This window comes from Legionella feeleii (genome assembly GCF_001467625.1).
GTDB lineage: Bacteria > Pseudomonadota > Gammaproteobacteria > Legionellales > Legionellaceae > Tatlockia > Tatlockia feeleii.
Map to the genome: position 1 here is coordinate 1 of NZ_LNYB01000009.1, position 26,050 is coordinate 26,050.

The following is a 26,050-nucleotide window of genomic DNA, read 5'->3' on the forward strand; positions in this document are numbered from 1 at the left end:
GGCATTTGACTACTATTCCCTTGAAATTGTGAAAAATAACAGTTTACGGATTTTTTTATTGTATTCAATTTAAATGGTGATTGAGCCTAGATAACCTGGCTCAAAAGAAAAAAGAGCTTGGCAAAGGAAAAAAATTGTCTCTGGCAGACTACTTACAGACCCATGGTTTTTTGCCTGTTCTGGAGAATCTTAATTTTACGGTACCTCAGAAAGCAGTCTTTCAAATCCCAGGAAAAAATGCTGACGAAAGTATGGTTACAGCTACTCAGGTATTACGTAGAACAGACCTGTTCACTGAGCTGGATTTTTCCGGGCTTGGTACAATACAAAATTGTAGTTTCGACTCTTGTGATCTAAGTGGCGCAAAGATTGAAAATCTGAACATAGAAAATTGCAGCTTTAATAACACCGTACTCAATAAGGCCTCAATAAAAAATACGCAAAGCTATTATTGCACATTTAATGGTACCAGTCTTGATCATAGCCAACTGCAACAGGTTGTATTTAGGCAATGCCCTGTTTCCCACTGCTCCTTAAATAATTTACAAGTATTGGATTCGGTTATCTGGCAAAACTGTCCCATGGACTATGTTTCCATCGTTGGTGGAGCAACCGCTAGAGACGTTATTATCCGCGCTGACGATGGGCTCGGAGTAACCGAGTTGGTAACAGATAAAGCCATCTACTTTGATAAGATCCGTGTTAAAAATAGCCAGCCTGCCATCCTGGTTTCATGGAATAACAGTATGCCTGGTGTAGCCGGATCACTGGCTGAAACAATGTTGGCGGCACGCAACTTTAATCCTGTGCGCATGGATTACTGCCCAACAGTCAACGAAGTCGAGTTGGATAAAGAGATTACTGAATTAAATCAATTGGCCTCTCGGAAGATAGACCGGTTAAAAGCTGATTTATTAGCAAAAATTACTGCGAAAAATAACCACCTGTTACCACTGGAAATTCCTCTTCTTTTTGCTGAGAGCTGGAAAAAGGAAAAAATCAGTTTCCCCATGGTCATGATCGAAACCATGCGGGAAATTCATGCCAATGACCCGACAAAGTTTCCTCAAATGGCAGCACTTTATGCCTATGCGAAATCCATGTTTGACCAGGTTGATGGAGTATTAATCCCCGGCGGCCAAGATATTGACCCACGCTTTTATGGCCAACCATTGCATTTAAAAACTAAACTCCCTAACTATTTAAACGGTGAACTCTCCGATGCAAGACGCGATGCATTAGAATTTAGCCTGGTCTATATCCAGCAACGCGCCTCGAAACCCAAACCTCTATGTGGAATTTGCCGTGGCTCTCAAGTTATTGCAGCGTCTTATAATGGAACCCTCTATCAAGATGTAGGCGATCCAAAAAGAGCAGCTTATCTGGTGGAATGCCTTACTCCGAAAGCCGCAACGACGCAGGAAACGGCACGCTTGTCTACCCAAAGTAGATTAATTGCGCGCAGTAACAGAGAAAACCTGGCGGTCATTTTTCTGCATCATCAAGGTTATAATTTGGATACAGCGCATGGACTGACAGCCACTGCGTCAACTCGCACCAGTAGTGGTTTTGACATTGATACTGTGGCAGAAAATTTAGATCAAAATATTTGCATCACCCAATCACACCCGGAGTTTGCTTTTGATAAAGGGAAAGATGGAAATAATGGTCTTTCTTCCAAAGTAAGTGCCTTGGCTGCTGATGGCATTTTTGGGCAATTTGAAATGAGGGTACGCGCCTATACCCAAAGCCAGAGCAAATACCAGCAATTAAGTTACGACCTGTCAGTAACAGCAAGACAAAGCGGTTTTTTTAATCCAACAAGAGCCCAAACTCATCATGATTTGCCTGTGCCTTCTTTAACTCTAACAGGCAGGTAGATGACACAACCAATTCACCATCCGGGAGTTAAAACTCCCGGTTTTCCCCCTGGCTAGGAAAGAAGCCTGCTCATCCAACCAAGTTTGCTATGTACATGCCTTGACTTTTTTTGTAAGGCTAAATCCAGGGCCTTTCTGACATCCCCTCTATTTAAAAACTCTACTAATTCTTTTTTATTTCTAGTGGCGGTTATTTTTCTCAATTTAGCCAATCTTGCTTCCACTGCCTTTACAGAAACATAGCAGGCTCTTGCAATTTCCTTCGTACTTAACCCCTTAAGCAAATAATAGCCCGTATGGGCTAACGTGTAGTTAAGATCAACACTTTCCCCTTCCACGTCGATCTGAATGGCTTTAATCTGGGTATTTTCTATAAAATAATCAATTTCACGATAAAATTCTTGTTGCAGTAGAGTGCTTTTAATCAGCCCCAGTTCTTGCAAAGAAAGCGCATGGGTCAAAGCAGCATCAATAATTTTTTTCGCTTTATCACGAAAATAAAGAATAAAGCGTTCAAGAATTTCCTGATGCTGAAAATAGAAATTATTCATTTCATAATTGTCCCTGGTTGTCGCAAAATTGAAATGCTCTTCTTTGGTTCCACTACTCTTGATAATGGTCAGCCCATGATCAATATTGAAATTTTCTTTCGCGTCGTTATAAACAACCATCACCGGATTATCTTTGGGAAGCGCATCCCAAATAATAATCTCGTGCTCAGGTTGAAATGATGAGAGATAAGTCGCATAGTCCTTATCAATACAATTCTTAAGCCAGGGATAGTTATTGGTTAGAAATATAAATTTATCACCCTGTGATAATTTATAAGAAAAAAAAGTCAAATCAAATGACTCAAATAAGGGTTGGGCGATTTTATCAATGGAACGGCAGGCCATTTTAAGTGGTTTTTCACCTAATTTCAGGAACTTTCGATCTCTCAATTTAATCCTCCCTGAGATTGAGAAAGATAAAAAACTTTAACGAGTTTCTTGTTGGTTTGGAAGAGACTCTAATTGATTGTTATCTAAAACAAGTTAACTTGACTCGCTCCCCCAATTGCAATTTGGCCAGTGCGCCTAATAAGAGAGGGAAGTTTGTATAGCCATGCCCAACTCCTTCTATTTGGGCAACTGGAATGGGGCTGTTTTTCGCAAAGCGCTCCAATACCGGTTTAACCAGAGAAGAACCATTGGGCTCATTGCCAGTAAGAAAGTCACCGAATAAAATCGCTGCAGCGCCTTTAAAAATAGTTGCCTGGGATAAATGTTCCAGCATGCGATCAACGCGATAGCCTCGCTCGCCTATTTCTTCTAAAAAAATAATTTTGTTTTGTCCCTCAAGTTGCCATATTGTGCCAATGCTTGTTTGTACCAGGGTTAAATTTCCTCCTGTTAGCCTCGCCTCTATTACCTTATCACATGCAGCAAGTTCATTCAGTGGCAAACCCGATAACCCAATATGCTCTGCTTCTCCAAATAAGATTGATTTTAATGAACGAATCGATTCAGGAGAAAATTTATCTCTTGCAAGTGCGCCATGAATCGTTGGCCATTGCCACTGTTGCTCAAGAAACAAATGAATCGCGGTGATATCACTCATACCAACAAATAGTTTAGGAGGATTTACCGGTATTATTTGACTTAGTTGTGGCAGTAACCGCATGCTGCCATAGCCGCCACGGACACAAATAACCGCTTTGGTTGCTGAATTTAATAGAGCCTTTTTTAACAGTTTGAAGCGTATTTCATCGGTATTGGCACATAATAAGTCATTCCCGAAAATAGCCTGATCCATGATGCAATTTAATTGCCATGACTCCAGCAAATCTTTCAAATCACTCAATACCTCATTGGTACAACGTGAGGCTGGTGCAATAATTTCAACACTATCACCAGGTTTCAATACAGGTAATCGTTGCATAGTTATAGGCTCCTGCCTCTCTTCAAATGTTTCAGGGCCTGGCGAATTTGTCATTCATCGAAGATGAATTGGCTAGAAACTACAAACATCGCTAGATCGATGATATCGGTCAAATTATAAGGGACTACAACTCGCATTAAAAGGCGCTCTGGCACTCGTTGGTTGCAATTTAATTTTATCTTGAAATAAAATAATGCATTTTTATCTTGTCTTCTAACCCTCATTTTCTTACGATCCGCCCGGAGCATCCAAGCGCATGCGTTATACGCCTATGAACCGCTCTAATTTCCAAATTCAGCCAACTGAGCATAAGAAAGGGGTCTTTTAATGAAGAAGAGATTCAACGATGCCTAAATTAAGTGAGAGGAAAGCCAAAACCCTTAAGCTCATTGTTTTACGCTATTTGCAAGGGGCAAATTTGGACCTTACCAAAGAGAGTTTAGAAAGAGAATGTCTCGAGTTAAATTATCCTTGCCAGGATCTCTTTGAATTCATTGAGTTAAAAGATGAAAATGATCCTCTTATTCTCGCTATCCTGGGCAGTCTTGCCGTTAAGAAAAACAGGCCTAACAATGCGTCCAAAGCTGATTCTAAAACAGAGGGAGCCTATGAAAAGCTCTTTGCGAACTCTAAAAACCTTTATGAGCTTTTGACCCATCTTTATCATGATGGCCATCATCATCTTGGTTACTTGTTAAAAGTAATTGATAAAACGAAACCTTCTTATTGGTGGACTCTTATTGCCGGCGCCCTCTCCAGTATTGGGTTAGGCAGTTGGGCCTATAACAGTGGCGCAGGACATGCCATTCTTATCTGGATTGAGCGAATTGCCCCACCACTCATTCACTGGCTTTCCAAATCGGTCTCTATCTTGCGTAACATGCCACTGCTTGGAGTCATCTATAACACGCTGACCCTTAGCTGGATTTGGCGCAGCACGTTGGCTTATGGTACGACAACAAACCCGCGTAAAGTGTATTATTTATTTTTTGAAACGCTCGCAAAAACACTAACCATTATCGCCTATCTATTAGCTTTAATGGCGATAGCGCACATGACTATAATTCCCGCCTGCCTGTTTATTGCCAGTAGTTTTAGTGATGTCGTAAAAAGCGTCTGTTCATTGTTTATCAATTATCGACAAAAGAAAACCATCGATTTTGTTATCGACACATCGGCTCCCTGGGAAAAGCAGGCCCAGCAACGAAGAAGTATTAATTTAATTGAACGCTCTTCAGAAACAGTATGGGTTAAATTATTCGCAGCTGGTCTAACAACCACAACAGTAGCCTTCATGTGTCTAATTCCACCGAGCCTCTTTCTAAGCGCCAGTTGTTTGACTGTCATGGCATTGGTTTTTTTAGCTAAACATTCGCTTCTTGCAAGCGTTCACGAATTGTTTGCCGTGAAATTGCAGGTGAGTATTAACGAGATTGGTCCTCCGGACGATCCGGGCTTATGCCCTGTAATCGTTATTGAAGAAAGCGGCCCTGCGTTTGAAAACGAACCAGACCTGACCCAAATTGTATTGGGCCATGTGTCAACGGTTGTTGATAGCGTAGTAACCGCTGTAACTGAGCACAGTCCCACTACAATCATCAGAAGACTTGGAGGTAGAGGTACACCTGAGCCAACTCCACTTATCGATCATCAACATTTCCCTCCCTTATTAGAAGCCCCTTCACCTAAAACAGGTCAGGGAAAAATCAAAGGGGAAGAGGACAAGGCGAATGGCAACACATTCAAGCTCGATGATTAAACGAAACTTTAATAATATCGGGTATGACTGACTGATCTTATTCACTAAGATCTGGTTAGATACAAACCAATGGTGAGTTTCCAAGGTCCGAATCATCCTCAAACCGACTTTTTTCAGCGGGCCTGCAGGAGGTACCTGTTCTGCCATTAAATATGGTTGCTATATTAACGTATTTGGAAATAGAAATTTCTTCCGGTATTCCCGCTGGCTTTTCTTTAGGTGCGTAGGCTCTTAGATTTAAGAGTTGCTCAGGAGTATACACCAGTTTTGTCATATTATTTCTCAAAATTATTTAAAGGGAAGGCGATAATACAAGAATAAACCAAAGAGCAAGCGTTCTGTATAAAGGGGGATTCTTAACGAATACCCCCGTTTTAAAGCCAGTGCTTTTATGTGAGCACTTGACAGCTAAAGGCTAATCTTTAGTAAAAATCGCTAACGGATTGTGAGGTTGTAACGACGCTTCCATCAGAGATTTCATTACAGCCTCTCTCAATTTTGGCACTGCAGGTGGTTTTGTTTCTGCCAGGTTGGTCTTGTCTTCCTCTTCAGGAGAAACGCTAACAGCATTCGGTGCTAAATCTTTATAAGCAGTCTTGGGATGATAATGAGCACCAAAAAAGCCAGCTGCTATACGAGGTGAAATTTTATTATTGCTCATGATATTCACTTTATAACTATCATTTGTTTTTATCTTAGCAAAGGCAGCTTAAGTGATTATTAAGCATACCATTAGTGAAGAAATTTTTTTTTGCCACCCCTGAATCCTGGTGTATGTGGCGCAATCTTTTCAAATTGAACAACGAATCACCAGCTGATTAATTTTTGTCTATAGTTAAACATAAGATAACCAAGGATGGACAATTATGTTTGATCTAATCCCGCTTGCTGGCGGCCTGCTCAGCCAAAAAAGAAAACAAATTAATGAACTCAATAGCATTTTAAAAAAAATGAATCGTTGTGAAGTCTATAATCCTGAACGTCTGCAACATTACCTCGATAAATTGATTGCATTTCATAAAAAAACCTTTGTAAAAAAGGACCCCGAGCAACCCATTCGAACCTGGTTTGCCGACCATCCTTTGTTTAGGACACAAAGACAAGTTGAACAAATTATTAATAAGCACCGGTTACGCTTGGACGTGGTGAACCTCTTTCAGAAAATTAATCTGGTTTCACTTTACAGAGAGTATGAAGGCAAAGACAGTTTTAAAACGTTAATTAAAGCCCGTATTACTGCTATCAACCCGCATTATAAAGTAGCCTCTCTGGGTGGCGGCAATAATCCACTTGTTAGAATCTCCCTGGCAGAAGAACAGCATTGTGTTGTGCGTTTTTTAAGATTAAACAGCAGCGAGGATGCCGCAGGGATTTCACCTAGAACAGCGAGGGAGCGTATCGCGGGCATGAAACAGATCCCTCAACCTTATTTTCTCAGTCAGCTTGAAGATGACCGTCAGGAAGTAACTTATCTGGAATGCAGTGAATATTATGAACACGGTAGTCTTGAAAGGCTTTTTGATGAATTACACCAACAAGAAAACGACGAAAGAGCGATAGATTTGAATCCATTAATTCTTTTGTACGCACGCCAATTCCTGGAGTTCTTTATAGAATTAAACCAACATGATGTGTGGTATACGGATCTGAAACCCAGCAATGTCCTATTGAATGAGGATGGCGACATTATTATTAGTGACGTCAAGGGGCTTGTCATCTCTTCTACAAAAATGGTTCGCAGTTCCCAAACCAGCACGTCAGCCGCTTATTACCAATCCTCTGTTTATAAAGACAGTGAAATTAATCTGGAACGATTGCAACGGCAAACGCTGGCGAATACCTTGTATGAGCTAACCTGTGATAAATTGCCAGTTCCCAAAATCACCCATCATCCTAACTGGAGAAACAAATATGATTTTGAACAAGCTTGCTTTCAATCAGAGGAAGGCCAGTTCATTAAAGCCATGATTCTTGAGCTCAACAAACGTCGTTCAAAGCCTTTAAGTAATTTCTTAAATAGCCTTGATACCTTTACCAAGGCCAAAGAACAACAGTCTCAAGCGTTGCACGAAGAAGGCCATCCCCATGTAGGATTAGATGACTCCCGTTCTTCTTTTACATTCTGAGGCGAAGGTATCGTCCGATTTATTCTGAATAATAAAAGGGGGCTATTCTGCTATTATGAAAATGCCTGGTCCAAACACTGTCTTAAATACTGAAGCCATTTTGGGCGAAAGCCCTCTATGGTCTGTACAAGAAGGGGTTTTGTACTGGCTTGATTGCCTTCGACCGGCGATTTATCGTTTCAATCCACTGACTGGTGAGAACAGTGTCATTGTTTTAGACCAGATAGTCACCAGTGTTGCCTTGCATTCTCCTGACTATTTACTTGTTACTGTTGAACAGGGATATGCCTTCGCCAATTTAAAAACAGGGCAATTAGACCTTATTGCCGATCCTTATGCCAGGAAAGCGGTGATTTTTAACGATGGGAAATGTGATCGCAAAGGACGTTTTTGGTCTGGTACGGCAGCAAAAGATTGGCAATCACCCATTGGCATTCTCTTTCAATTGACCGCAGACTTATCGTTTAAACCGATGGCCGAGGGGTTTATCTTATCGAACGGCATTGGCTTTAGCCCTGATAGCAAGCATTTGTATTTTGCCGATTCAATGGCTCACACGATTTATCGCTTTGATTTCGACTTGCAAAACGGAATAATCACCAACAAGAAACGCTTTATAGATATACCTGATACTGACGGGTTACCAGATGGCCTAACCGTTGATGCGGATGGATTTTTATGGGTTGCCATGTGGGATGGCAGCTGTATTAATCGTTACAGTCCACAAGGGGAAAAAGTCAGTTCTATCCCATTACCGATTCCACGGCCAACAAGTGTTGCCTTTGGTGATCACGATCTTTCCACGCTCTATGTTACCTCTGCCCGCATGGGTTTAAGTGATGAACAGTTACAACAAAGTCCTGCATCAGGAAATTTATTGGCAATCAAAACACCTTATCGCGGTTTACCTGAGCCTTTTTTCAAAACAAATCATTCAAGATAACACTATCTAAGATGAGAAAATTTAATCTTGCTGGATTTCCCTGGCTTTCGCCTCTACCATCTTTTTGAGCCGGGATGCGTCCTGGGGGGCATTCGCTTTTTCATCATTATCAAAATAACAATAAACTGCTTTTCCATCGTTTTGCCAATTTATAATTTTCTCGGCACATTCTGCTAATTTGTCATCCTCATAAGCCCCTTTATATGCCTCGATCTCTGGACCATGCATACGGATATAAATAAAGGAAGCCGTCTCAATTTCCGGGGTTTGATAATTTTTATGATCATAGAAGCAAAGTGCCATTTGATGGGCATTAAGTAAGTCATACAGTTCCGGACAAAACCAACTTTTATGGCGGAATTCAAAGGTGTAGCGGTATTTGTGAGGCAAGCTTTCTATAAAGGCTTGTAACCGAGGGATGTTTAAAGGCCAGTAAGGAGGAAATTGAAATAAAATGGGCCCTAATTTTTCTTCAAAATGGCTAAAAGCGGTTAATAGTTTTTCAACGGTCTCACTCGTTTCTTGTAATCGTTTGATATGGGTAATATAGCGATTGGCCTTGCAGGAAAAAACGAAATTTTCAGGCGTTAATTCTAGCCAGGTTTTTATATTTTTTTCTTTTGGTATTTGATAAAAACTGTTATTAAGCTCCACCGAATCAAACGTTTTCGCGTAATAAGGCAAGACTTCTTTAGGCTTTATTTTTTCTGGATAAAAAACGCCGACCCAACCATCATAACTCCAACCGGAGGTTCCTATATAGAACTGGTTCTGCTGCACAAGATATCCCTATCGCTATGGCTGTTATATTTAATATAGACAAAGACCTTAAAGAAGGTCTCCAGTGGTCGGAAATTTTAAACTTGCACCCGGACTAGCTTTGTATGTAATCCGGGTACAACTTTATGTATCAGACTAGACTATGACCAGTCCCTCTATACTCGCGGTCCTCACCCTCCATACAAGCAGACACCCAGGTAGTTCCAAGGCGGGTCATGACTTCAATTCCCTGAACCATTGCATTAATAGGCGTCATGATTGCCAGAGAAATCGTTAAGGATAAATCGACACTGGTATCACGAAAACACTCCTGAGCATGCAGAGGCTTGGCTATAATCACATTGGCAATGCAATTGAGAGCATTTTCTACTGCTCGCAAAGCGTGATACAGTGAATGACAGCCCGTTTCAATTGGTATACCTGCTGTATAAAATACAGTCCCAAGAAAGCTGCCTACATCTTTGTATTTATTAAAGAATCGATTCATAAAATATTTTGACGACGGAAGAAGATGCCCAACTTCACCTGCGTCAGTAGCCAATTTTTTAAACCAATCTTTTTTTGATAAGTCGTCTGTGATTTCTTTTCCTGCTATCCAACAAGACGCTATATTAAACATGAACTGCATTGCAGAGCACAGCATGTTAATAGGTGCCATTACTCCCATAATAAGCCCTAATGAAATCTCCGTGCCTAGATCAGACAAGGCATCACTGGCAGCAACCGGTTTGCAAATCGCTAAATTGCCTATCGTACGCAGAACAGACCAGATGGCCCTTGCAGCATAAAAACAGGCCGTTAAGCCATTTGCTATTGGCAAATAAACAGGCTTTGCCAGACCCAACCAAAATTCCCCTGTGTTTTTGTAAGAGGTAACCTTGTAATCTGGTAAAAGTCCCATCTGTTCTAATGACGCCATCTCGCCACTAAAAGAAGTCATTTTTTCTCCTTAGCTGTTCTGAATCAATTCGCGCCAAGCATACACTAGTGGGCAACTTGCAGGCAATTCGCTTATTTAATTTTCTTGTATATTAACGATCTATACGCATTGGGTGATGCTCTGAGGCATACTCCACCAAAAACAGCAGCGGAGATTTTTCCTATTCTTGTTCAGAAAATATTTTACAACCCGTATCAATTAAGTACAATTAATCCCCCCGCAAACTTTAGAGAGAAATCCAACAATGGGCATTAGAAAAGTTCTTATTCTTGCTAACGGAACTGTTTCAGTAACCCAAAAGAAAGCGGGTAGAGAAGGATTTTTCGGCTTTTTCAATTTCCGCAACGCGGCTACCTGGTTAATGTTTGATCCGAGTAATTTTATTAACCAATTAGCTGAACATTGCCCAGAGGAAAATCGGCTTGTTCTTGATGGCCCAGGTACCGATGTTACTAATGATAAGGGCTCGCTAATAAAATCTGTCAGCGCTTTAATCGACGGGCATATAGGTGATAGCGGCATTAATGCTAATTTTGAAAAAATAAAGCAATTTTTAAAAAAACAGTCTGATGAAGCAGCGATGGCAGGCGATAGCTTGATCGTTTGCGGTGTAGGTTGGAGCCGTGGAGCATTCCTTCTCCTTCAAATGAAGGAATGGCTAGAAGAAAAAGCAGTAAAAAAGAATATCAACATCGAGGCAGTCCATCTCCATTATATTGATTCGGTAGCAGGTGGTCCTACCGACCGATTACGATACCTGAAAGTCCCATCCTATCGCCCCAAGGCACCCATGCATTTAGAGGTACACCGTTATTTATCAAACACAGGTAATCTTAACCTTTGGGCTTATATCCTCGGATATCTTCCTGAAAAATACCAGGTAAACACGCCTTTTTTCAGTGGCGTTCTCGACAAGACTGAAAATACAATCCACTCCGTCTCTGGAGTAGACTATAGGCATCGTTCGATGAACTGGTTATTTCCTGCCTCTCATGAAGCTCTTGTGGGAAAATCAAGTAACAAAATTGAGCGATGGGCTGGCGATCTTGTTTTGGCTAATATTGTGCGCCACTTAGAGGATCTTTCCTTTGCCCTGGATAATAGTTGGGCAAAAAAAATACTAAAGAGAGGGAACACAGCGCTAGAACAGTTGCGTCAATACAATCCTGCTCTTACAAGCTGCAGAAAATACCTGGATTTCGAACAACCCGAAACGACGCTTCTGGGTAGGGAGCCGACCGAAAGTGACAACATTAACTCATGTCTCAGCATGAGGGATTTTACTTTGTAAATAAGGTGTTGGGCACGATTTGCTCGATCCATCCACGTACATGGCTTATTCGTGGAAACCACGATTTCTCACCGTAGGCAGCATTACCACTACCATTTGAATTAATCCCCACAATGGCCCAACCATTTTCAGTTTTAATCCACGCAGGTCCCCCACTATCTCCTGAACCAAGAATACCTGAAAGAGCGGAAACAGGTTTAGTAATGCCATCCTCAGTAAATGGATTGGACAGCGAACCATCTTCTTTAGGTAACCAAATCCCTATGTAATTACCAGCATCCCCTTTTTTAGGAACCGGTTCAACAGCCTCTTCAACAGATTCAATTAATCCTTTACCTGCAGCCGGGCGATCGCCCGTGTCAATCGAGGTATCCTGCCCCTTTTTACCAGCCCCACGCCAGCCATAACCAACAAAGGTTAGCATCTGTCCTTTTTCATTATTTCCCCCATACAGAACAGGCTGAGCACCGCCATCTGTCACCTTCTCTTTCAAGCGTACTATGGCAAAATCATAGCCCGTACGAGTTGTAAGATTTCCGTTCCATAAAGGGTGAAAAAAAACTGCATCACCATGATATTCCGTGCCATCAATGGTCTGGTACGTGTAATAAGAAGCCTTGATCCCATCTGTAAATAAATGACCTGCCGTTAAAACATAACCATGTCCCTTATAGTTACCAATCCACGATCCGGAGCCCGAGCTTTCGTCTCCTTCAAGGTAAATTAAGGACGCAAATTGCGGCTCTAAGGCCAGAGCCTCAGCTTTCTTAAAGCCCGATTTTTGATAGGTACTCTCCAGGATAATGACTGACCAGGCAGGTGTTGTTATCAGGCTGGCGACGCTAATAACGAATGCCGCATAAAATCGCACACAGGATTTCATGATTATCTCCGTCTTGGTATCGCTAATGGAACTGTCAGGCATTTTTGCTTTTCCCGCATGAGGTATCGCTTCTCTTGATCAAACACTCCATAGTTTTAATATAGAACACAAAGATTAATTATTAACTCAAAATTATTTGATATCATGCTGTAGATACTTAATAGAACGAGACGACTATGCCGGTAACACGCTATATTTTTATTCCAGAATTAACCACCTTTTATGATGACAGGGACTATCCCCAAAAAATTGCCACCGCGATAAAAAAGGCGATTACACAGAAGTATTTTGAAACCCACTCAACACGCGAGCAAGCCAGTGACCCTAAAGACTCCCTATTTCGAACCCGCTTTCCAATGGGTGGTATTCTCGAACTGGAGGGAAAAGATGAGAGTGAATTAAGCCCTGATTGTATTTCCCGGCGCTGTACAGATATTTTAGCCTTATCATCAAACGAACAAAGAACGAAACAACTGTCTGTCTTTATAAAAAAAGTCCATGTTAAAGGGTTTACCCTTCCGTTTACCGAATTAAGTATAAAAGAACGCGAAGCGGCACAAGTTAAAGCCTTCGATTTCAATCCTGTCGATGATTCAGCATTACAACTGACACAACCGCCGTTACTGTATTTAAAAAAAATCCGACCGGAACTCTTTTTTTTGTTATTCACCGATCATCAATTTTTTCTCAACTTTGAAAATTGGCGTCACTATAATGCCAGAGAACCGAAAGGGAGAGGCTGCATGTATGATTTATTTCATGCAACAGCAACCCTCTGTGAGCGTTTAATGACACCGTCAGAAACAAACCTCACTATGGAAGAAATACAAACATTGCAGAAGCAATTAAGCGAGAGTGTTTTCGCTAACTTAAAAGAGGATAAGCGAGGGGTTTTCAGGGAAAGTTATAATTCCTTCCCTCTGCATTATGATGCAGTAACCGTTGCCGGTATCAAAGAATTATTGCAACGAATCAAATCCGATAAACAAGCGGAAGGATTTAGAATTGGTTATTTTAAGAAAAGCCTCATTGTATCAAGCTTTTGTAACAATATGTCTACCCTTATCAGGGAAGAAGCACCTTGGAAAAAATTCCCCTCGGATGAAGAGGAGGTATTCACGTCGGAACGATTAAAAGAATTAGAAGAATTCGAAAAATCGGAGTTAGAACGACTGGAAACATTGGCAATTAACGCAACGGCTAAATCAAGAAATATCCCGCTGGACGATGTAAAAGCGATTATCAACAGCTTCCTGCAAGATTTTACTCCCCATAAGCGAGTAGCAAAATCCCATTACTGGTCTAACCTTGGTTATTATTATTCTGATTTATCAAGTAATTATCGTCATTCCTCGCCCAAAGCGGAGTGTCAGTATGATCTTGGTTTTGCCAGATCCCATGCCCTGGCAAGCGCCGGCAATGTTACTCCCCCTGCTGTTAATATCCAAGGCTTCACTGAACAGGAACTTGAGGACTTGGCGAAAAAAATTTATAAAGAGATTCAGGGCGGGGCAAGCATCCACCTGTTTACTCCCGAACCCACTCTGGCGCTTCAATGGGCTCAAGACGCATTACAGAAATATAATCATGCGATTCCCAATACCCAAAATGCAGAGGAAGTGATACAGGTAGTTGATGATTTAATTCATGAATTGGAGATCTTACATCTGTTCCATGATGTTAATTGCCGAACTAATTATTTACTGATGAACTTCTTATTTTTAAGACGGTCAATTAAATGGGCTACCGAGTTCAATCCCAATCGTCTGGATGCCCATAGTAGCAAAGAGCGCGTTCTGCAGCATAAACAAGCTATTTTACGCACCGATTACATCATCGCGCATCAAGAGCAACTGGCTAAATATAATGAGCGGCTTGACCTGATTTATTTGGCTAACCTCCGCCATGTGCAAACGGTACAATATACGCCTGGCGAGTTAAGTGAAATCCGAGTCGACGGACAGTATGCAGAGATGGCGCAACAGCTCATCACTAAACTCGACGAATTCGAGAAGATTTTTCAGGCAACCCTGACTACCCTGATAAAAAAATATGATTTACAAATGCATACCCAAACCGCTGCTAAACCGCAATTTTTCCCTGTACCGCCAGACTATATACAGTTCGTCAAAGCATTAAAACAATTGCAATCAGACTATAACATCAACGACTTCTTTACCTGTGTTGCCGGTCTTGAATTGGTGACAGGAATTCGTGAAGACTTAAGGAAACTGCAAACACTGACAGGATATAACGCACAGTGGCTATTAACACAAATACCTAACGTAGAGTGCAGCCTGGAAACGAGTTAAAATTGCGCAGCAAACTGTCCTTGGCAACAACAGTTGGATGAAGTTATGATCGTACATCGATCCTGCACAGGATAATTTCATTATGGCAACGGTGAAACCTATCAATCTAGAGCAATATCTAAAAAAAATACAAGTTGTTGTCCCTGATTTGTCTGATGTGTTAATGGAGGAGAGGATTAACTTTTTGCGCAAGATTTATTTTGCGCATGTGACAACGTTCCCCTATTCTAATTTTGAGCTGCGAAAAATCGCTCGCCAGCATCCCATTCAGCGCGACTCATTATCTTTTTTCAGCTATAAAGACATGCTTTCCTCTCAACATGATGGCTATTGCTTTCAAACTGCCGCTTTACTATTTGATGCCCTCACTCAGTTGAGATATAAAACGGAGCTCTGCGCTGCACATGTCCTTATGGGCGCAGCGATTAATGACTCAGAGGTATTAGCACGCCCTCCGACCCATCTTTTTTTAATCGTTACCATCAACAATGGCAAATTTCTCCTTGACCCAGGTATGGGTTCTTCAGCCCCTCGCATGCCCATTATTATTACGGGAGAGGATAAACCCATTCATCAGGGCGAGGATGTATTTAAATTTTATCGCGCTAATGAGTTATACATTCTTGAAAGAAAAACCAGTCAGGGATGGCTGCGGTTAATGCAGACTGATTTATCGCCTGTAAGTCTCCAAACCGCTAAAATGAACTTGTTAAAACTCCAATGCCATCCATCAGCAATTCCCATACGTGATGATAAGACGGTTATTGGCATCATTACTGAACAAGGACGTAAATCGTTAATTTGGGATTCTCAATCAAAGCTGTTGAAATTTTCCAAACAGGAAGATGGCAGTTCAGTACAAAAAGTTCTGACGAGTTTTGAAGAAGGTGTACAACTACTGGCTGATGAATTCGATATTCATCATGTTTCTGCCCAGGATTTAAAACTGTATTGCACGGAAACTGTCTTGCCAAAACCTGTCAGACCCTGGACTGTTAATTTTCCGTTGGATGCAGCCGAGTTAAGGACAATGGAAGACAATTTAACTTTTAAAATATAAGTTATTTTTTCTTCCAATCGCATAAAGAATCAAAGGCTGTCTTAAAAAGACAGCCTCTATGACCTGGTTATGAGATTCTCCAGACAATATGGCCTGGATAATTGGCTAGCGCACTACCTGGGGTTTTCGTGTAGGAAAGGCTCAGCGTACTGGAGTCATACGGCATACCCCCTATATCGCCTGCACCAGTCCAAAAGCTACAGTAGTTTTGCCCTGAATAAAATTTGACCGTTTCATTGCCGCAGGTATACGCGAGTATAATCCCTACGCCAACACTATCCTGGCTTCCATAAAAAAAGCCTGTAGATGTTTTAGCAGGGATCGTAGTAGGAATTGAACCCTCTGAAAAATAGCCATAATAAATGATATGATTTTTTAATATGCAGTTATGGTCAGAATCATTCTGTATACTGATCCCCATTTCTGAACAATCTGCAAACAACCCCGTGGAAGCAAATAACAGGCCTGTCGCAACTAGTAAACGTTTCATCTTCTTCCCTTAATTATCATTTTTATTAAAAATCGCCCTATCCTACACGAAGGCAGATAAATGCAGCAAGCTAGTTAATAGTTATCCATCATCCTTGTAATCCGCTCGTAATCATTGCAGAATAAAAATTCTCGTTATCTTTTAAAAAGATATCACCGAATTACCTGGTGACACTCATGCTAGCGAAACGATCAAAAAAAAAGGAATTAATCGATCTTGGCCATAACTTTTACTCTCAAAAAGAGTATGAACAATGCTTAAAAATATTGTTTAAAATAAATAAATTACTCGGCTCATTTAAACAGGTAGTCAAATTACTCAAGCGTTTTCCTAAAGATGCTGTTTTAGTGGATGTTGGTTGTGGCGGCGGCCTGTTCCTGCTTCATCTCAATCAATATTATCCTGACATGCGTATGTTGGGTTTAGACACCTCGGCAGAAGCAATCAAATTAGCGCAAAACGAATTAAAACAATGGCAACAGACAAAGCGCAACATTGGCAACCATCTTGAATTTCAACTACAACACCAAGCCGAATTGACCTTAAAACAAGACAGTGTCGACATCATTTTATTAACCTTGGTTTGCCATCATTTGGACGATGAGGAACTCATTGAGTTTCTCATTAAAGCCAGTAACGCCACACGTAGGGCAGTTATCATTAATGATCTTCATAGGCATTCCATAGCCTATTATTGTTATAAACTGCTCAGCCCTTTATTCGGTAATCGCTTGATTACTCTCGACGGACTCACCTCTATTCAGAAGGGGTTTACCCGCAAGGAACTAAAGAATTTATTGCAGCGAGCAAATCTTCATAATTATCAAATTAAATGGCATTTCCCTTTTAGGTGGAGCATTCTCCTTTTGAAAAATAATGGATGAAATCGATGAAGTTAGATGCGCTTATTATTGGCGGGGGACCTGCCGGTGCGACAACCGCATTATTACTTGCTAAAGCAGGTTGGGCAGTAGGCCTGATAGAAAAGAAACGCTTCCCGCGCAGAAAAGTATGCGGGGAATTTTTATCAGCTACGAATTTACCTCTTTTGCAGAAATTGGGAATTGCGGAATTTTACCTTTCCCATAGCGGCCCGGAAGTACGGCGTGTTGGTTTATACACTGCGGATACTGTAGTAACTTCTGCAATGCCTCTTGTTGGCTCTTCGATTGCCAGAGGGGGCCGAGCTTTAGGGCGAGAACATTTAGACACAGCACTCCTTCATGAAGCTCAAGCGAATGGAGCACAAATTTGGCAACCCGCAGAAGCAAAGACTCTGGAGCGTCAAGCAAATCAATTCACCTGTACTTTCAGAGACGGTAATGAAACCAAAGAACTCAGCGCAGCTGTTATTGTGAGGGCCAGTGGTTCCTGGGAAAAACAGGTTGGGCGACCGGATATTAAAGACCATAAACCGTCCGACTTATTGGCATTCAAAGCCCATTTTTTAAATGCCAATTTGCCTTCTGACCTAATGCCCTTACTGGCTTTTCCAGGGGGATACGGAGGCCTCGTCCACAGTGATCATCAACGAGTTACACTTTCGTGCTGTATTCGTCGTGATACCTTGCATAATCTGAGATTAGACTATCCAGGTATATCAGCGGGTGAAGCTGTCTTGCAATACATCATGGCTCACTGCCGGGGTGTGCGAGAAACGCTTACTCATGCAGAACGTCAAGGAAACTGGCTTGCTGCAGGCCCGATTCACCCTGGCATTCGCTATTGTTATAAAGATCATCAATTTTTTGCCGGTAACCTGGCAGGCGAAGCGCATCCGGTTGTCGCCGAAGGAATTAGTATGGCCATGCAATCTGCATGGCTGCTTTCCCAAACCCTAATCGCCCACAAAAATGAGATTCTGACGGGTAAGGGGTTAAATAACGCTGGCGCCGATTATACTAAACAATGGCGCAAACACTTTGTAAAACGTATCCACTCCGCCGCCGTGTTTGCCCAATTGGCAATGATGCGCCCCTGGGCTCATTCTCTCCTGTTACCTCTTGTCAAACAATTTCCAGGAATTCTAACGTTTGGTGCAAAATTGAGCGGTAAAATCCAGCAGGTTTTGCCAATTGAATAATGGAATAACCTTGATCTGGAATAGAGTAACCCTACTCCGATGAATTAAAAATCGTACATTCCTTCAGGTGCAACCAATTTGAAAAGAAGGCTATTGACGGAGTATTCAAAAGCATGACAGTATAAAATTTCCAACCTCAACCTCGTTCAAGGAGTGAACATGCCATTTGCAGAAGGATCAAAAGCAGCTTTTCTGGGAGACCTCAAAGCCAAGGGAATTGCCTATAAGGTAGAAACCTGGACCAATTACATGGAAAATGTTGTAAAACGTAAAGCGGTTATTGTCCAAGTTGACAATGAAAAGCAAGTACAAGAGGTCATGCGAGCCGTTAAAAAGCAAAATGCCCAACATACTGACCATAAAATCAGTGTAAAAGGCACAGCAGGATGGGCGGACAAAGAGCAAAGCTGGTGCTGCTTTCCTTGGGCAAAAGTACAAGAGCAACGCTACAATGAATCGTTTTCCTTCTCAGAAGGCTCCGTTGCTGATGTTATTATTCGCTTTAGTCCAAAATACCAAGGCGTAAAAAAACTGGGCGAAATGGAACATACTCCCCCCGTGGATTCAAAGAACCCTCTCGATCACCTTCGAGTTTACGAAATTTTAGTCACCGCAGGCGTACAAATCGCTAAACTTGCACAAAAACTTAGAGATTTAGGACTTTCTTTAAGAACAGTCAGCATGCTTTCCTGGGCGAGCGCCGTCGGTTTGGCAGGCACGGGAGGACATGGAACTGGCCGTGATGAACCTGCTTTCAGTGGCCAGATTACTGGATTACGAATATGTGACCATGAAGGAAATATCCGTGAAATAACGGTTGGCGATGAAGATTTTGCTACCTTGTCGGCAGCTCACTCAGGTGCATTAGGGATTGTTCTTAGCATGACGATGAAAGTCGTCGAAGCATTTAATCTGAAAGAGACCATCCAGAACTTCCCTGACGCAAAAACAATGGGACCCCATCTAGGGAAACTCCTGGCAGAGAATCAATATTTCAGTTTAATTGGAGTTGGAATCGGGAATCCCACCCCGTTTGATGAGTTATCTTCGCAAGATAAATGGCAAATTCGTTTGTGGAATCACACGGACGAAGCGCCTACTCAAAACTTAAATCCACCTTATGCTGCCGATGCCCGTTCTCTGGCACAAGAATTAAGTGTAAGAGTCGGAGATTCGTTGCAAGAATTCCTCCTCGACTCGAAACTGATACCACTCTTACCCTACTATTTATCGCTGGCTGCGACAACGATAACAGAAACGCGCGGAACGGAGCCAATTGTTGATTATGAAAACAAAATTACTCATTACCAAACTGCTTTTCCCAAGAAAATGCGGGATACCAGTTATCTCTTACCTGTGAAAGATGGGGAAGCCGGGGACGTACTCGCTGCTGTTTTACAAAAAATTGAAGATTTAACAAAAGCAGCAATAGAACGCGGCGAATGCCCTGTTACTTACGCTGTTTATGCACGCTACATCAAGGGAAGCAATGGCGGGTTGTCCACGACATCAACCAGCTCCGAGGATGAACACATCCTGGCAATCGATATAGTCACCCATCCCAATGCGCCTGGAATTACAAATTTTGAGAAAGGATTGCTGGCCTATTTTTCCGAAATTGGCATTAAACCACGTTTCCACTTAGGTAAGAATTTTCCCTTCGGTATTCGAAGCTACACTGACTTTCTAACACCTGAAGCCATTGCACAATATAAAGAAGCCCTGGTGAAATGGTATGGTAGCGAAGAGACATTGGAAGCAAGCCCCTTCATTACCCCTTATTTTGAACAAATGTTAGACGAACAATCAGGTAAACAGCTATTGCATTTGGCGCAGCCAGAACAGGAAACGGCGCCAGACCATTCGCATGAAGAGTGCGCATCATTCCTGGAGAGCTTGATTCCAGCAATAGAATTACTTCCCATCGCTGGTAAGAACTCAAAACTACTAAAAGATGCGTTTGTAGGTCAATGCCGGGAATCACTACGCGCACTAAGGAAAGAGCGAGCAGAGGCAGAACAGCAATTGGAAGACTCTCCTTCAACTGCATTGATTTAAACCACCTCGGGCCAGGAACCTGGCCCAATATCTTTCTCAAAAGCCAAGTGCTTTAATACCCAATCTGCAAGTTGGCTTTGGAGGTTTTTCCTAACGCCAAGGTCGCATAACCCGCAACAAATAGAACAATAAAAACCCACGAGGTATAAATTAAAATTTAACTGTTCATTTAATTGACCAACTGTGGCATTAATTATATGATGCCGCTAAATTTATTTTCGGCTCCATAAGATGACTTTACGTGAATTGGAAATTACCTTTATTCCGAAATTTATAGAAGCACTTAATAAAGATAGCCAGGCTAGTATCCATGCTGGGGAAGTTAATTTTCGGGTGCTAGGCTCAGCTATACTCCTCCTGGAAGATATTGATAAGTACACTAGCTTAAGCCTGGAACATTTAATGGCAGGCATTATAAATCTTGCCGTTTGCTTGCACATTGATATATATGCCAATATTCATACTCCCAAAATAGGTGAAGCGGTATCTAACCAATACAGGAGTGAAATTGAACCTTGGTTTCATCCGTATAAGGCAGCACGAAAAGCGGTCGGTTCTACCTTGTCAGAAGCAAAAGCGTTGGAAATAGCGATGCCTGCTATTGAACAGGCCTCTAGAAACCCTTTGTATCTCACCCCCTGTCTTCCTCACACCTTAAGGGTGTATTTTGAATATCTGCAACAACTGGATAATACCTTTGTTCCCCCCGTAATTCCTACCGGCAACACATTTGCAAAATGGTCTAAAGAGCAGTTCAACAAGATGACAGTCAATACCCCCTCGTCTTTATTGAATTTATCTTTATTTGCAGCTGCAAGGTATGCATTGCCTATAGATCGCCTCCCTGCTGATTTACAGGAAAAATTAACTGCCTTGCCTGCTGAAGCTGGTAATGAGGCTGCAGACGACATGGAGCCTTTAATCCCGCCACCTGGCTCTTGTTGTGCTATTATTTAATTAATTTAATTTGTAGCACTGTAGTCGGGCCTTCTTAGCCCGACATTGCTTACAATGCCCAACTAACCTGTTTCAACCCCCATTTCCTTTTTCTAAAAAATTCTGCCATACCTTAGAAGTAAGCAAGTAATCAATCATCGCCATGATCACCATGCAATTAAGGTTTTATGAGGAATTAAATGATTTTTTACCCTTAAAGAAGCGTAAAATACGCTTTCCACATACTATTACTCAGCAAAGCACGATAAAAGATGTCATTGAATCACTTGGCGTCCCTCATACAGAAATCGAGTTGATTTTAGTCAATGGAAAACCAGTCGATTTTAATTACCTGGTTCAGGAACAAGATGATATTTCTGTTTATCCGGTTTTTGAGGCCTTTGATGTGAGTGGACTTGTACGGCTTCGCTCGAAACCACTAAGAAAACCTCGGTTTATTTTGGATGTCCATCTTGGAAAATTAGCCAGGTATATGCGCTTACTTGGATTGGATGTGGTTTATGAAACTGATTTATCGGATGAAACCATCGTGCAGCGTAGCAAGGAAGAGAAGCGTATTGTCTTAACCCGCGATATTGGTTTATTAAAAAATAAAGCGATTACTCATGGGCACTGGATGCATCATACTGATCCCAATGAGCAAGTCAAAGAAGTATTAAAACAATTTCATTTAACGAAGCAATGCCATCCATTTACGCGTTGCCTGCGCTGTAATGGGCTATTAACGAAAGTGAGCAAAAATGAAATTATTACTGAGCTCCCTCCGTTAGCCCAAAAATATTATCAATCTTTCATGCAATGCCAGGCGTGTAAAAAAATTTATTGGGAAGGCTCCCATTACTATAAATTAAAAAATTGGCTTGCTAAAATCCAATTCAATAGCCACCTACAATAGATTAAAACTCATTGTTATAAAAATCGAATATCCTGTTTGCCTGAGGATTCTCTTTCCATGATCCAGCGATTTGCTGGAGTCGAAGAGGAACTGCGCAAATTATCATTTAGCAACGATTTGTAAAATTTTATAAAGGACAATTCGGTCGCTGAGCCAACCAACTTTTTTTGTATTCATCGGCATAGCCGTCCGCCAGACGTGTGGTTTCGGGCAAGCGATAGTTGGGTGATAGCTTTAATATCCATTCGCGGGCGCTGGAAAGCGAGATGTTGTGGCCGCTAGAAACGTAAACTGGTTTGACTCCGTTACGCGTCCTTAAGACACAGCCAATAATTGTTTTATGTTTATCGTAAAGATAAGAAAAATTACCCCTTGAGGGCCCGGGTTCATCAGCGGTTCCGCAAAGCCTGCTTTTGCCGCAGCCAATCGTTGGGATGTTATAAGCCAAGCCTAAATGACAGGCCAGGCCAAAGCCTCTTGGATGCGCGACGCCCTGGCCATCGCAGACGATTAAATCTGGCAGTTTGTTTAACTTATCCAGTGCCTTGCTAATTGCCGGCACTTCGCGAAACGATAAAAAGCCTGAGCAATAGGGAATGGTGATGGTAGACGTTGCTTCTTGCACTTCGCGAATTGCCAGCGACTCGGCATCAATAACGATAGCAACCGCAAAGGCTTGATTCGTTGCTTTATCATAAGCAACATCGACACCTGCAACCGTTTCTATTGTTTTGTTTTGATCGTCCTGACTAAGCAGCGCAGACCATTGTCGTTGATAAAGCATCGCCTGTTGGGTATTGAACCGACCCGCCAGGGTGATATCGCCCGGATTTATAAAATTCATCGTGTTATCAACATAAACTAGTCCGTTTTTCCCACCGCCTGTTTCATAAGATCCGTTACCGTTTGCGGATTGGCTAAGGTAGATAAATCACCCAATTCAGCAAGCGTAGAGATTTTCTTATTAGCAATCTGGCGTAATATGCGACGCATAATTTTACCGGAACGCGTTTTCGGTAAATCAAAAACCCACTCAATAACATCGGGTTTGGCAATGGCGCCAATGGTCGTTTTGACGGTGTTGAGTAGTTGCTCCTGGAGTTGAGGACTGGGGTTTTGCCCTTCTTTCAAGCTAACAAATGCGTAAATGGCTTGCCCTTTAATCTCGTGGTCAATACCTACCACCGCAGCTTCGGCTACCAATGGGTGGGTAACCAATGCACTTTCAATTTCAGCGGTACCGAGACGATGCCCAGCCACATTAAGGACATCATCAAGACGTCCGGTAATCCAGTAATCACCATCACTATCTCGACGCGCACCATCACCAGTCAGGTAATAACCATTCCTTAAATACGTCTGGCAATAGCGTGCATGATCACCAGCGATGGTTCTCGCCATGGAAGGCCAGGGGTATTTGATGGCTAACAACCCTTCGCCAGCTCCTTCTATCTCCTTATCGTCTTCATCAAGTAATACGGGATAAATGCCTGGCAGCGGTTGGCTGGCGGCTCCGGGTTTGGCTTTTTGAAGATCGCCCTGCGGGCAAATCATGATCGAGCCTGTTTCCGTTTGCCACCAGGTATCAACGATGGGAGTCTGGTTTAAGCCAACGGTTTGTTGGTACCATTGCCAAACCTCAGGATTAATGGGTTCACCCACCGTACCCAATAGACGCAATGATTTTCTACTCGTTGTAGTTAACCATTTATCGCCTTCCCTTTTTAAAGCACGAATGGCAGTAGGGGCAGTATAAAAAACATTCACTCGATATTTGTCAATTATTTCCCAGCAACGGGCAGGTGACGGCCAGGTAGGGACACCAGCAAACATAAGCGTTGTAATCCCATTGCATAATGGCCCATAAACCACATAGCTATGCCCGGTTATCCAGCTTATATCGGCAGTACACCAAAAAATATCGTTATCCTTACAGTTGAAAATATGCTGGTGGCTATAAGCCACTTGCACCAGATAGCCGCCGGTTGTGTGCACCACTCCTTTCGGTTTTCCAGTACTACCCGAGGTATAAAGGATAAAGAGGGGATCTTCGGCATCCATCGATTCAGCTGGGCAAAAATTGCTAACCGTATGCTTGAGTTCATGCCACCAGTGATCACGATTAGCATCAAGGGGGACGGTCGTTTCCTGATGGCTGATCACTAACATTTGTAAGGGAAGCGCTTGACCAGCTTCATCAGCTTGCTGTTTAAGGGCAAAATTTTTGCCGCCACGCTGGTAGCTATCTGCTGTAATCAAAAGCTTGCAATTTGCTGCCTCTAAACGTTGTCGCAGGGCTGTTGCTGAAAAACCGGCAAATACAACTGTATGTACGGCACCAATTCGAGCACAGGCAAGCATGGCAATCGCTGCCTCCGGGATCATGGGCAGATAAATACCCACTGTATCGCCTCTACCAATACCCAACTTTTTAAGGACATTGGCCATACGACATACTTCCTGGTGGAGCTCGGCAAAAGTCAGAATGCGCTGTTCATCAGGATTATCGCCTTCCCAAATAATCGCAGGATGGTTGCCTTTTGCAGGTAAATGTCGATCCAGGCAGTTGGCGCTGACATTAAGTTTGGCGCCTGTAAACCACTGTATGTTGCCCTGCGCCAAACTCCCTTTTAAAACGCTGTTCCATGGCTCCAGCCAATCAACATATTTCAGGGCTGTCTCAGCCCAAAATGGCTCGAAAGCCTCCTTGCCTTCTTGTGTTGAATTTTCCATGACCTGTTTAATCCTCGTCCTTATCCTGGTCAATTAGCTTGATAATGGCAGAGAAATCCATATGTCCCAGGCCTTTTTCATTCATTTTTTGATAAAGCGCCATTGCTTTAGCGCCCATAGGTGTTTCAACATTAACCATCGCGGCAGTACTTTGACTTAGGGTCAAATCTTTCAGCATCATCGCTGCAGTAAAGCCGGGTTGATAAGCATTATTGGCAGGAACATTGGGAAGCACATTGGGTACAGGGACATATTGACTCATTGCCCAGCATTGGCCAGATGAACTATTAACAACCTCATATAATTTCTGGTGTGACAGGCCCAGATGCTCAGCTAAAGTAAACGCTTCTGATATGCCAATCATTGAAATAGCCAGAACCATGTTGTTACAGATTTTAGCTGCTTGTCCGCTGCCACCAGCACCCGTGTGGATCAGTTTTTTGCCCATGGCGGACAAGACAGGTTTTGCTTTTTCAAAAGCCTGCTCCCTGCCACCGACCATAAAGGTCAAGGTTGCTGCAGCGGCTCCGGCTACACCGCCAGATACTGGGGCATCGATGACCTGGATGTGCCTGATGGTTGCGTGTTGATGGATTTCGCGACTTGTTTGTACATCAATAGAGGAGCAATCGATATACAATGCCTTAGGCGTTATATGGGCAAAAAGCCCTTGTTCGCCCAGGCAAACCTGCCGAACCTGTTTCCCGGTTTGCAGCATCGTAATAATAACATCTTGATTTTGAGCCGCTTTTGGCAGAGAAGACGCTTTAGAGCCTCCTGCGGCTACCAATGCATCGACTGCTTTTGCCTGCAAATCAAAGCCCGTGACGGAATGTCCCGCCTTCACTAAATTAATAGCCATAGGCAAACCCATGTGGCCTAAACCTACGAATCCAATGCGCGCCATTCTCATCTCCTAACAATTTCTTTTGTAGTCAAC

23 protein-coding genes are annotated in these 26,050 nt (G+C 42.4%); 12 read left to right on the plus strand and 11 right to left on the minus strand.

Annotated elements, in window-relative coordinates:
* The first annotated feature begins 80 nt into the window (after nucleotides 1–80).
* The gene (locus Lfee_RS01070; protein ID WP_058443435.1) at nucleotides 81–1,880 is read left to right on the plus strand and encodes a gamma-glutamyl-gamma-aminobutyrate hydrolase family protein; all 1,800 of its coding nucleotides are present in this window, start codon (nucleotides 81–83) and stop codon (nucleotides 1,878–1,880) included.
* 53 nt (nucleotides 1,881–1,933) lie between these two features.
* Here Lfee_RS01070 and Lfee_RS01075 read toward each other — a convergent pair whose 3' ends face one another.
* Entirely contained in the window at nucleotides 1,934–2,821 is an 888-nt protein-coding gene (locus Lfee_RS01075; RefSeq protein ID WP_058443436.1) for a helix-turn-helix transcriptional regulator, read from the minus strand.
* A gap of 79 nt (nucleotides 2,822–2,900) precedes the next feature.
* The gene (locus Lfee_RS01080) at nucleotides 2,901–3,800 is read right to left on the minus strand and encodes a S66 peptidase family protein (RefSeq protein ID WP_058443437.1); all 900 of its coding nucleotides are present in this window, start codon (nucleotides 3,798–3,800) and stop codon (nucleotides 2,901–2,903) included.
* A 346-nt stretch (nucleotides 3,801–4,146) separates the two neighbouring features.
* On the opposite strand from Lfee_RS01080, the gene Lfee_RS01090 reads away from it, so the two are divergent.
* Complete coding sequence (locus Lfee_RS01090) at nucleotides 4,147–5,559, plus strand: hypothetical protein (protein WP_058443439.1); 1,413 nt, start codon at nucleotides 4,147–4,149, stop codon at nucleotides 5,557–5,559.
* Nucleotides 5,560–5,614: 55 nt separating this feature from the next.
* Here Lfee_RS01090 and Lfee_RS01095 read toward each other — a convergent pair whose 3' ends face one another.
* Both Lfee_RS01095 and Lfee_RS01100 read right to left on the minus strand, forming a co-directional pair.
* The gene (locus Lfee_RS01095; protein ID WP_058443440.1) at nucleotides 5,615–5,833 is read right to left on the minus strand and encodes a hypothetical protein; all 219 of its coding nucleotides are present in this window, start codon (nucleotides 5,831–5,833) and stop codon (nucleotides 5,615–5,617) included.
* A gap of 141 nt (nucleotides 5,834–5,974) precedes the next feature.
* A complete protein-coding gene (locus Lfee_RS01100; RefSeq protein ID WP_058443441.1) occupies nucleotides 5,975–6,220 on the minus strand; it encodes a hypothetical protein in 246 nt (81 codons plus the stop codon).
* Nucleotides 6,221–6,425: 205 nt separating this feature from the next.
* Here Lfee_RS01100 and Lfee_RS01105 point away from each other — a divergent pair, with 205 nt between their 5' ends.
* Nucleotides 6,426–7,685 carry a protein kinase domain-containing protein gene (locus Lfee_RS01105; protein ID WP_058443442.1) on the plus strand — a complete coding sequence of 420 codons (1,260 nt, stop codon included), beginning with the start codon at nucleotides 6,426–6,428 and terminating at the stop codon, nucleotides 7,683–7,685.
* A 55-nt stretch (nucleotides 7,686–7,740) separates the two neighbouring features.
* Nucleotides 7,741–8,628 (plus strand): SMP-30/gluconolactonase/LRE family protein, encoded by an 888-nt coding sequence (locus Lfee_RS01110; protein ID WP_058443443.1) that lies wholly within the window; start codon nucleotides 7,741–7,743, stop codon nucleotides 8,626–8,628.
* Nucleotides 8,629–8,649: 21 nt separating this feature from the next.
* On the opposite strand, the gene Lfee_RS01115 is transcribed toward Lfee_RS01110, so the two are convergent.
* Both Lfee_RS01115 and Lfee_RS01120 read right to left on the minus strand, forming a co-directional pair.
* Nucleotides 8,650–9,408, minus strand: coding sequence for a DUF72 domain-containing protein (locus Lfee_RS01115; protein ID WP_058443444.1), 759 nt, complete (start codon nucleotides 9,406–9,408; stop codon nucleotides 8,650–8,652).
* A 130-nt stretch (nucleotides 9,409–9,538) separates the two neighbouring features.
* A complete protein-coding gene (locus Lfee_RS01120; protein ID WP_058443445.1) occupies nucleotides 9,539–10,348 on the minus strand; it encodes a hypothetical protein in 810 nt (269 codons plus the stop codon).
* A gap of 244 nt (nucleotides 10,349–10,592) precedes the next feature.
* On the opposite strand from Lfee_RS01120, the gene Lfee_RS01125 reads away from it, so the two are divergent.
* Entirely contained in the window at nucleotides 10,593–11,639 is a 1,047-nt protein-coding gene (locus Lfee_RS01125) for a hypothetical protein (RefSeq protein WP_058443446.1), read from the plus strand.
* On the opposite strand, the gene Lfee_RS01130 is transcribed toward Lfee_RS01125, so the two are convergent.
* Complete coding sequence (locus Lfee_RS01130; protein ID WP_238584844.1) at nucleotides 11,629–12,564, minus strand: trypsin-like serine protease; 936 nt, start codon at nucleotides 12,562–12,564, stop codon at nucleotides 11,629–11,631. The genes Lfee_RS01125 and Lfee_RS01130 overlap by 11 nt on opposite strands.
* Nucleotides 12,565–12,698: 134 nt before the next feature.
* On the opposite strand from Lfee_RS01130, the gene Lfee_RS01135 reads away from it, so the two are divergent.
* Together Lfee_RS01135 and Lfee_RS01140 are read left to right on the plus strand one after the other, a co-directional pair.
* Nucleotides 12,699–14,834: a hypothetical protein gene (locus Lfee_RS01135; RefSeq protein ID WP_058443448.1), complete on the plus strand. Its 2,136-nt coding sequence runs from the start codon at nucleotides 12,699–12,701 to the stop codon at nucleotides 14,832–14,834.
* 82 nt (nucleotides 14,835–14,916) lie between these two features.
* Nucleotides 14,917–15,894, plus strand: coding sequence for an arylamine N-acetyltransferase (locus Lfee_RS01140; RefSeq protein WP_238584845.1), 978 nt, complete (start codon nucleotides 14,917–14,919; stop codon nucleotides 15,892–15,894).
* 67 nt (nucleotides 15,895–15,961) lie between these two features.
* Here the strand turns inward: Lfee_RS01140 and Lfee_RS01145 are convergent, their stop codons facing one another.
* Nucleotides 15,962–16,384 (minus strand): hypothetical protein, encoded by a 423-nt coding sequence (locus Lfee_RS01145; protein WP_058443449.1) that lies wholly within the window; start codon nucleotides 16,382–16,384, stop codon nucleotides 15,962–15,964.
* Nucleotides 16,385–16,560: 176 nt separating this feature from the next.
* On the opposite strand from Lfee_RS01145, the gene Lfee_RS01150 reads away from it, so the two are divergent.
* From Lfee_RS01150 to Lfee_RS01170, 5 genes are all read left to right on the plus strand, one after another.
* Entirely contained in the window at nucleotides 16,561–17,268 is a 708-nt protein-coding gene (locus Lfee_RS01150; protein WP_058443450.1) for a methyltransferase domain-containing protein, read from the plus strand.
* A gap of 5 nt (nucleotides 17,269–17,273) precedes the next feature.
* The gene (locus Lfee_RS01155; RefSeq protein WP_058443451.1) at nucleotides 17,274–18,467 is read left to right on the plus strand and encodes an NAD(P)/FAD-dependent oxidoreductase; all 1,194 of its coding nucleotides are present in this window, start codon (nucleotides 17,274–17,276) and stop codon (nucleotides 18,465–18,467) included.
* A gap of 159 nt (nucleotides 18,468–18,626) precedes the next feature.
* A complete protein-coding gene (locus Lfee_RS01160) occupies nucleotides 18,627–20,525 on the plus strand; it encodes an FAD-binding oxidoreductase (protein WP_058443452.1) in 1,899 nt (632 codons plus the stop codon).
* Nucleotides 20,526–20,756: 231 nt separating this feature from the next.
* The gene (locus Lfee_RS01165; protein WP_058443453.1) at nucleotides 20,757–21,482 is read left to right on the plus strand and encodes a hypothetical protein; all 726 of its coding nucleotides are present in this window, start codon (nucleotides 20,757–20,759) and stop codon (nucleotides 21,480–21,482) included.
* Between the two features lie 151 nt (nucleotides 21,483–21,633).
* Complete coding sequence (locus Lfee_RS01170; RefSeq protein ID WP_238584846.1) at nucleotides 21,634–22,377, plus strand: Mut7-C RNAse domain-containing protein; 744 nt, start codon at nucleotides 21,634–21,636, stop codon at nucleotides 22,375–22,377.
* Between the two features lie 127 nt (nucleotides 22,378–22,504).
* Here Lfee_RS01170 and nfi read toward each other — a convergent pair whose 3' ends face one another.
* Genes nfi through mmsB form a run of 3 tightly spaced genes read right to left on the minus strand, consistent with a single transcriptional unit; the run spans nucleotide 22,505 to nucleotide 26,017 of the window.
* A complete protein-coding gene (nfi, locus tag Lfee_RS01175; protein ID WP_058443455.1) occupies nucleotides 22,505–23,221 on the minus strand; it encodes a deoxyribonuclease V in 717 nt (238 codons plus the stop codon).
* 17 nt (nucleotides 23,222–23,238) lie between these two features.
* A complete protein-coding gene (acs, locus tag Lfee_RS01180; protein ID WP_058443456.1) occupies nucleotides 23,239–25,110 on the minus strand; it encodes an acetate--CoA ligase in 1,872 nt (623 codons plus the stop codon).
* Between the two features lie 7 nt (nucleotides 25,111–25,117).
* Nucleotides 25,118–26,017 (minus strand): 3-hydroxyisobutyrate dehydrogenase, encoded by a 900-nt coding sequence (gene mmsB, locus Lfee_RS01185; protein ID WP_058443457.1) that lies wholly within the window; start codon nucleotides 26,015–26,017, stop codon nucleotides 25,118–25,120.
* Nucleotides 26,018–26,050 lie beyond the last annotated feature (33 nt).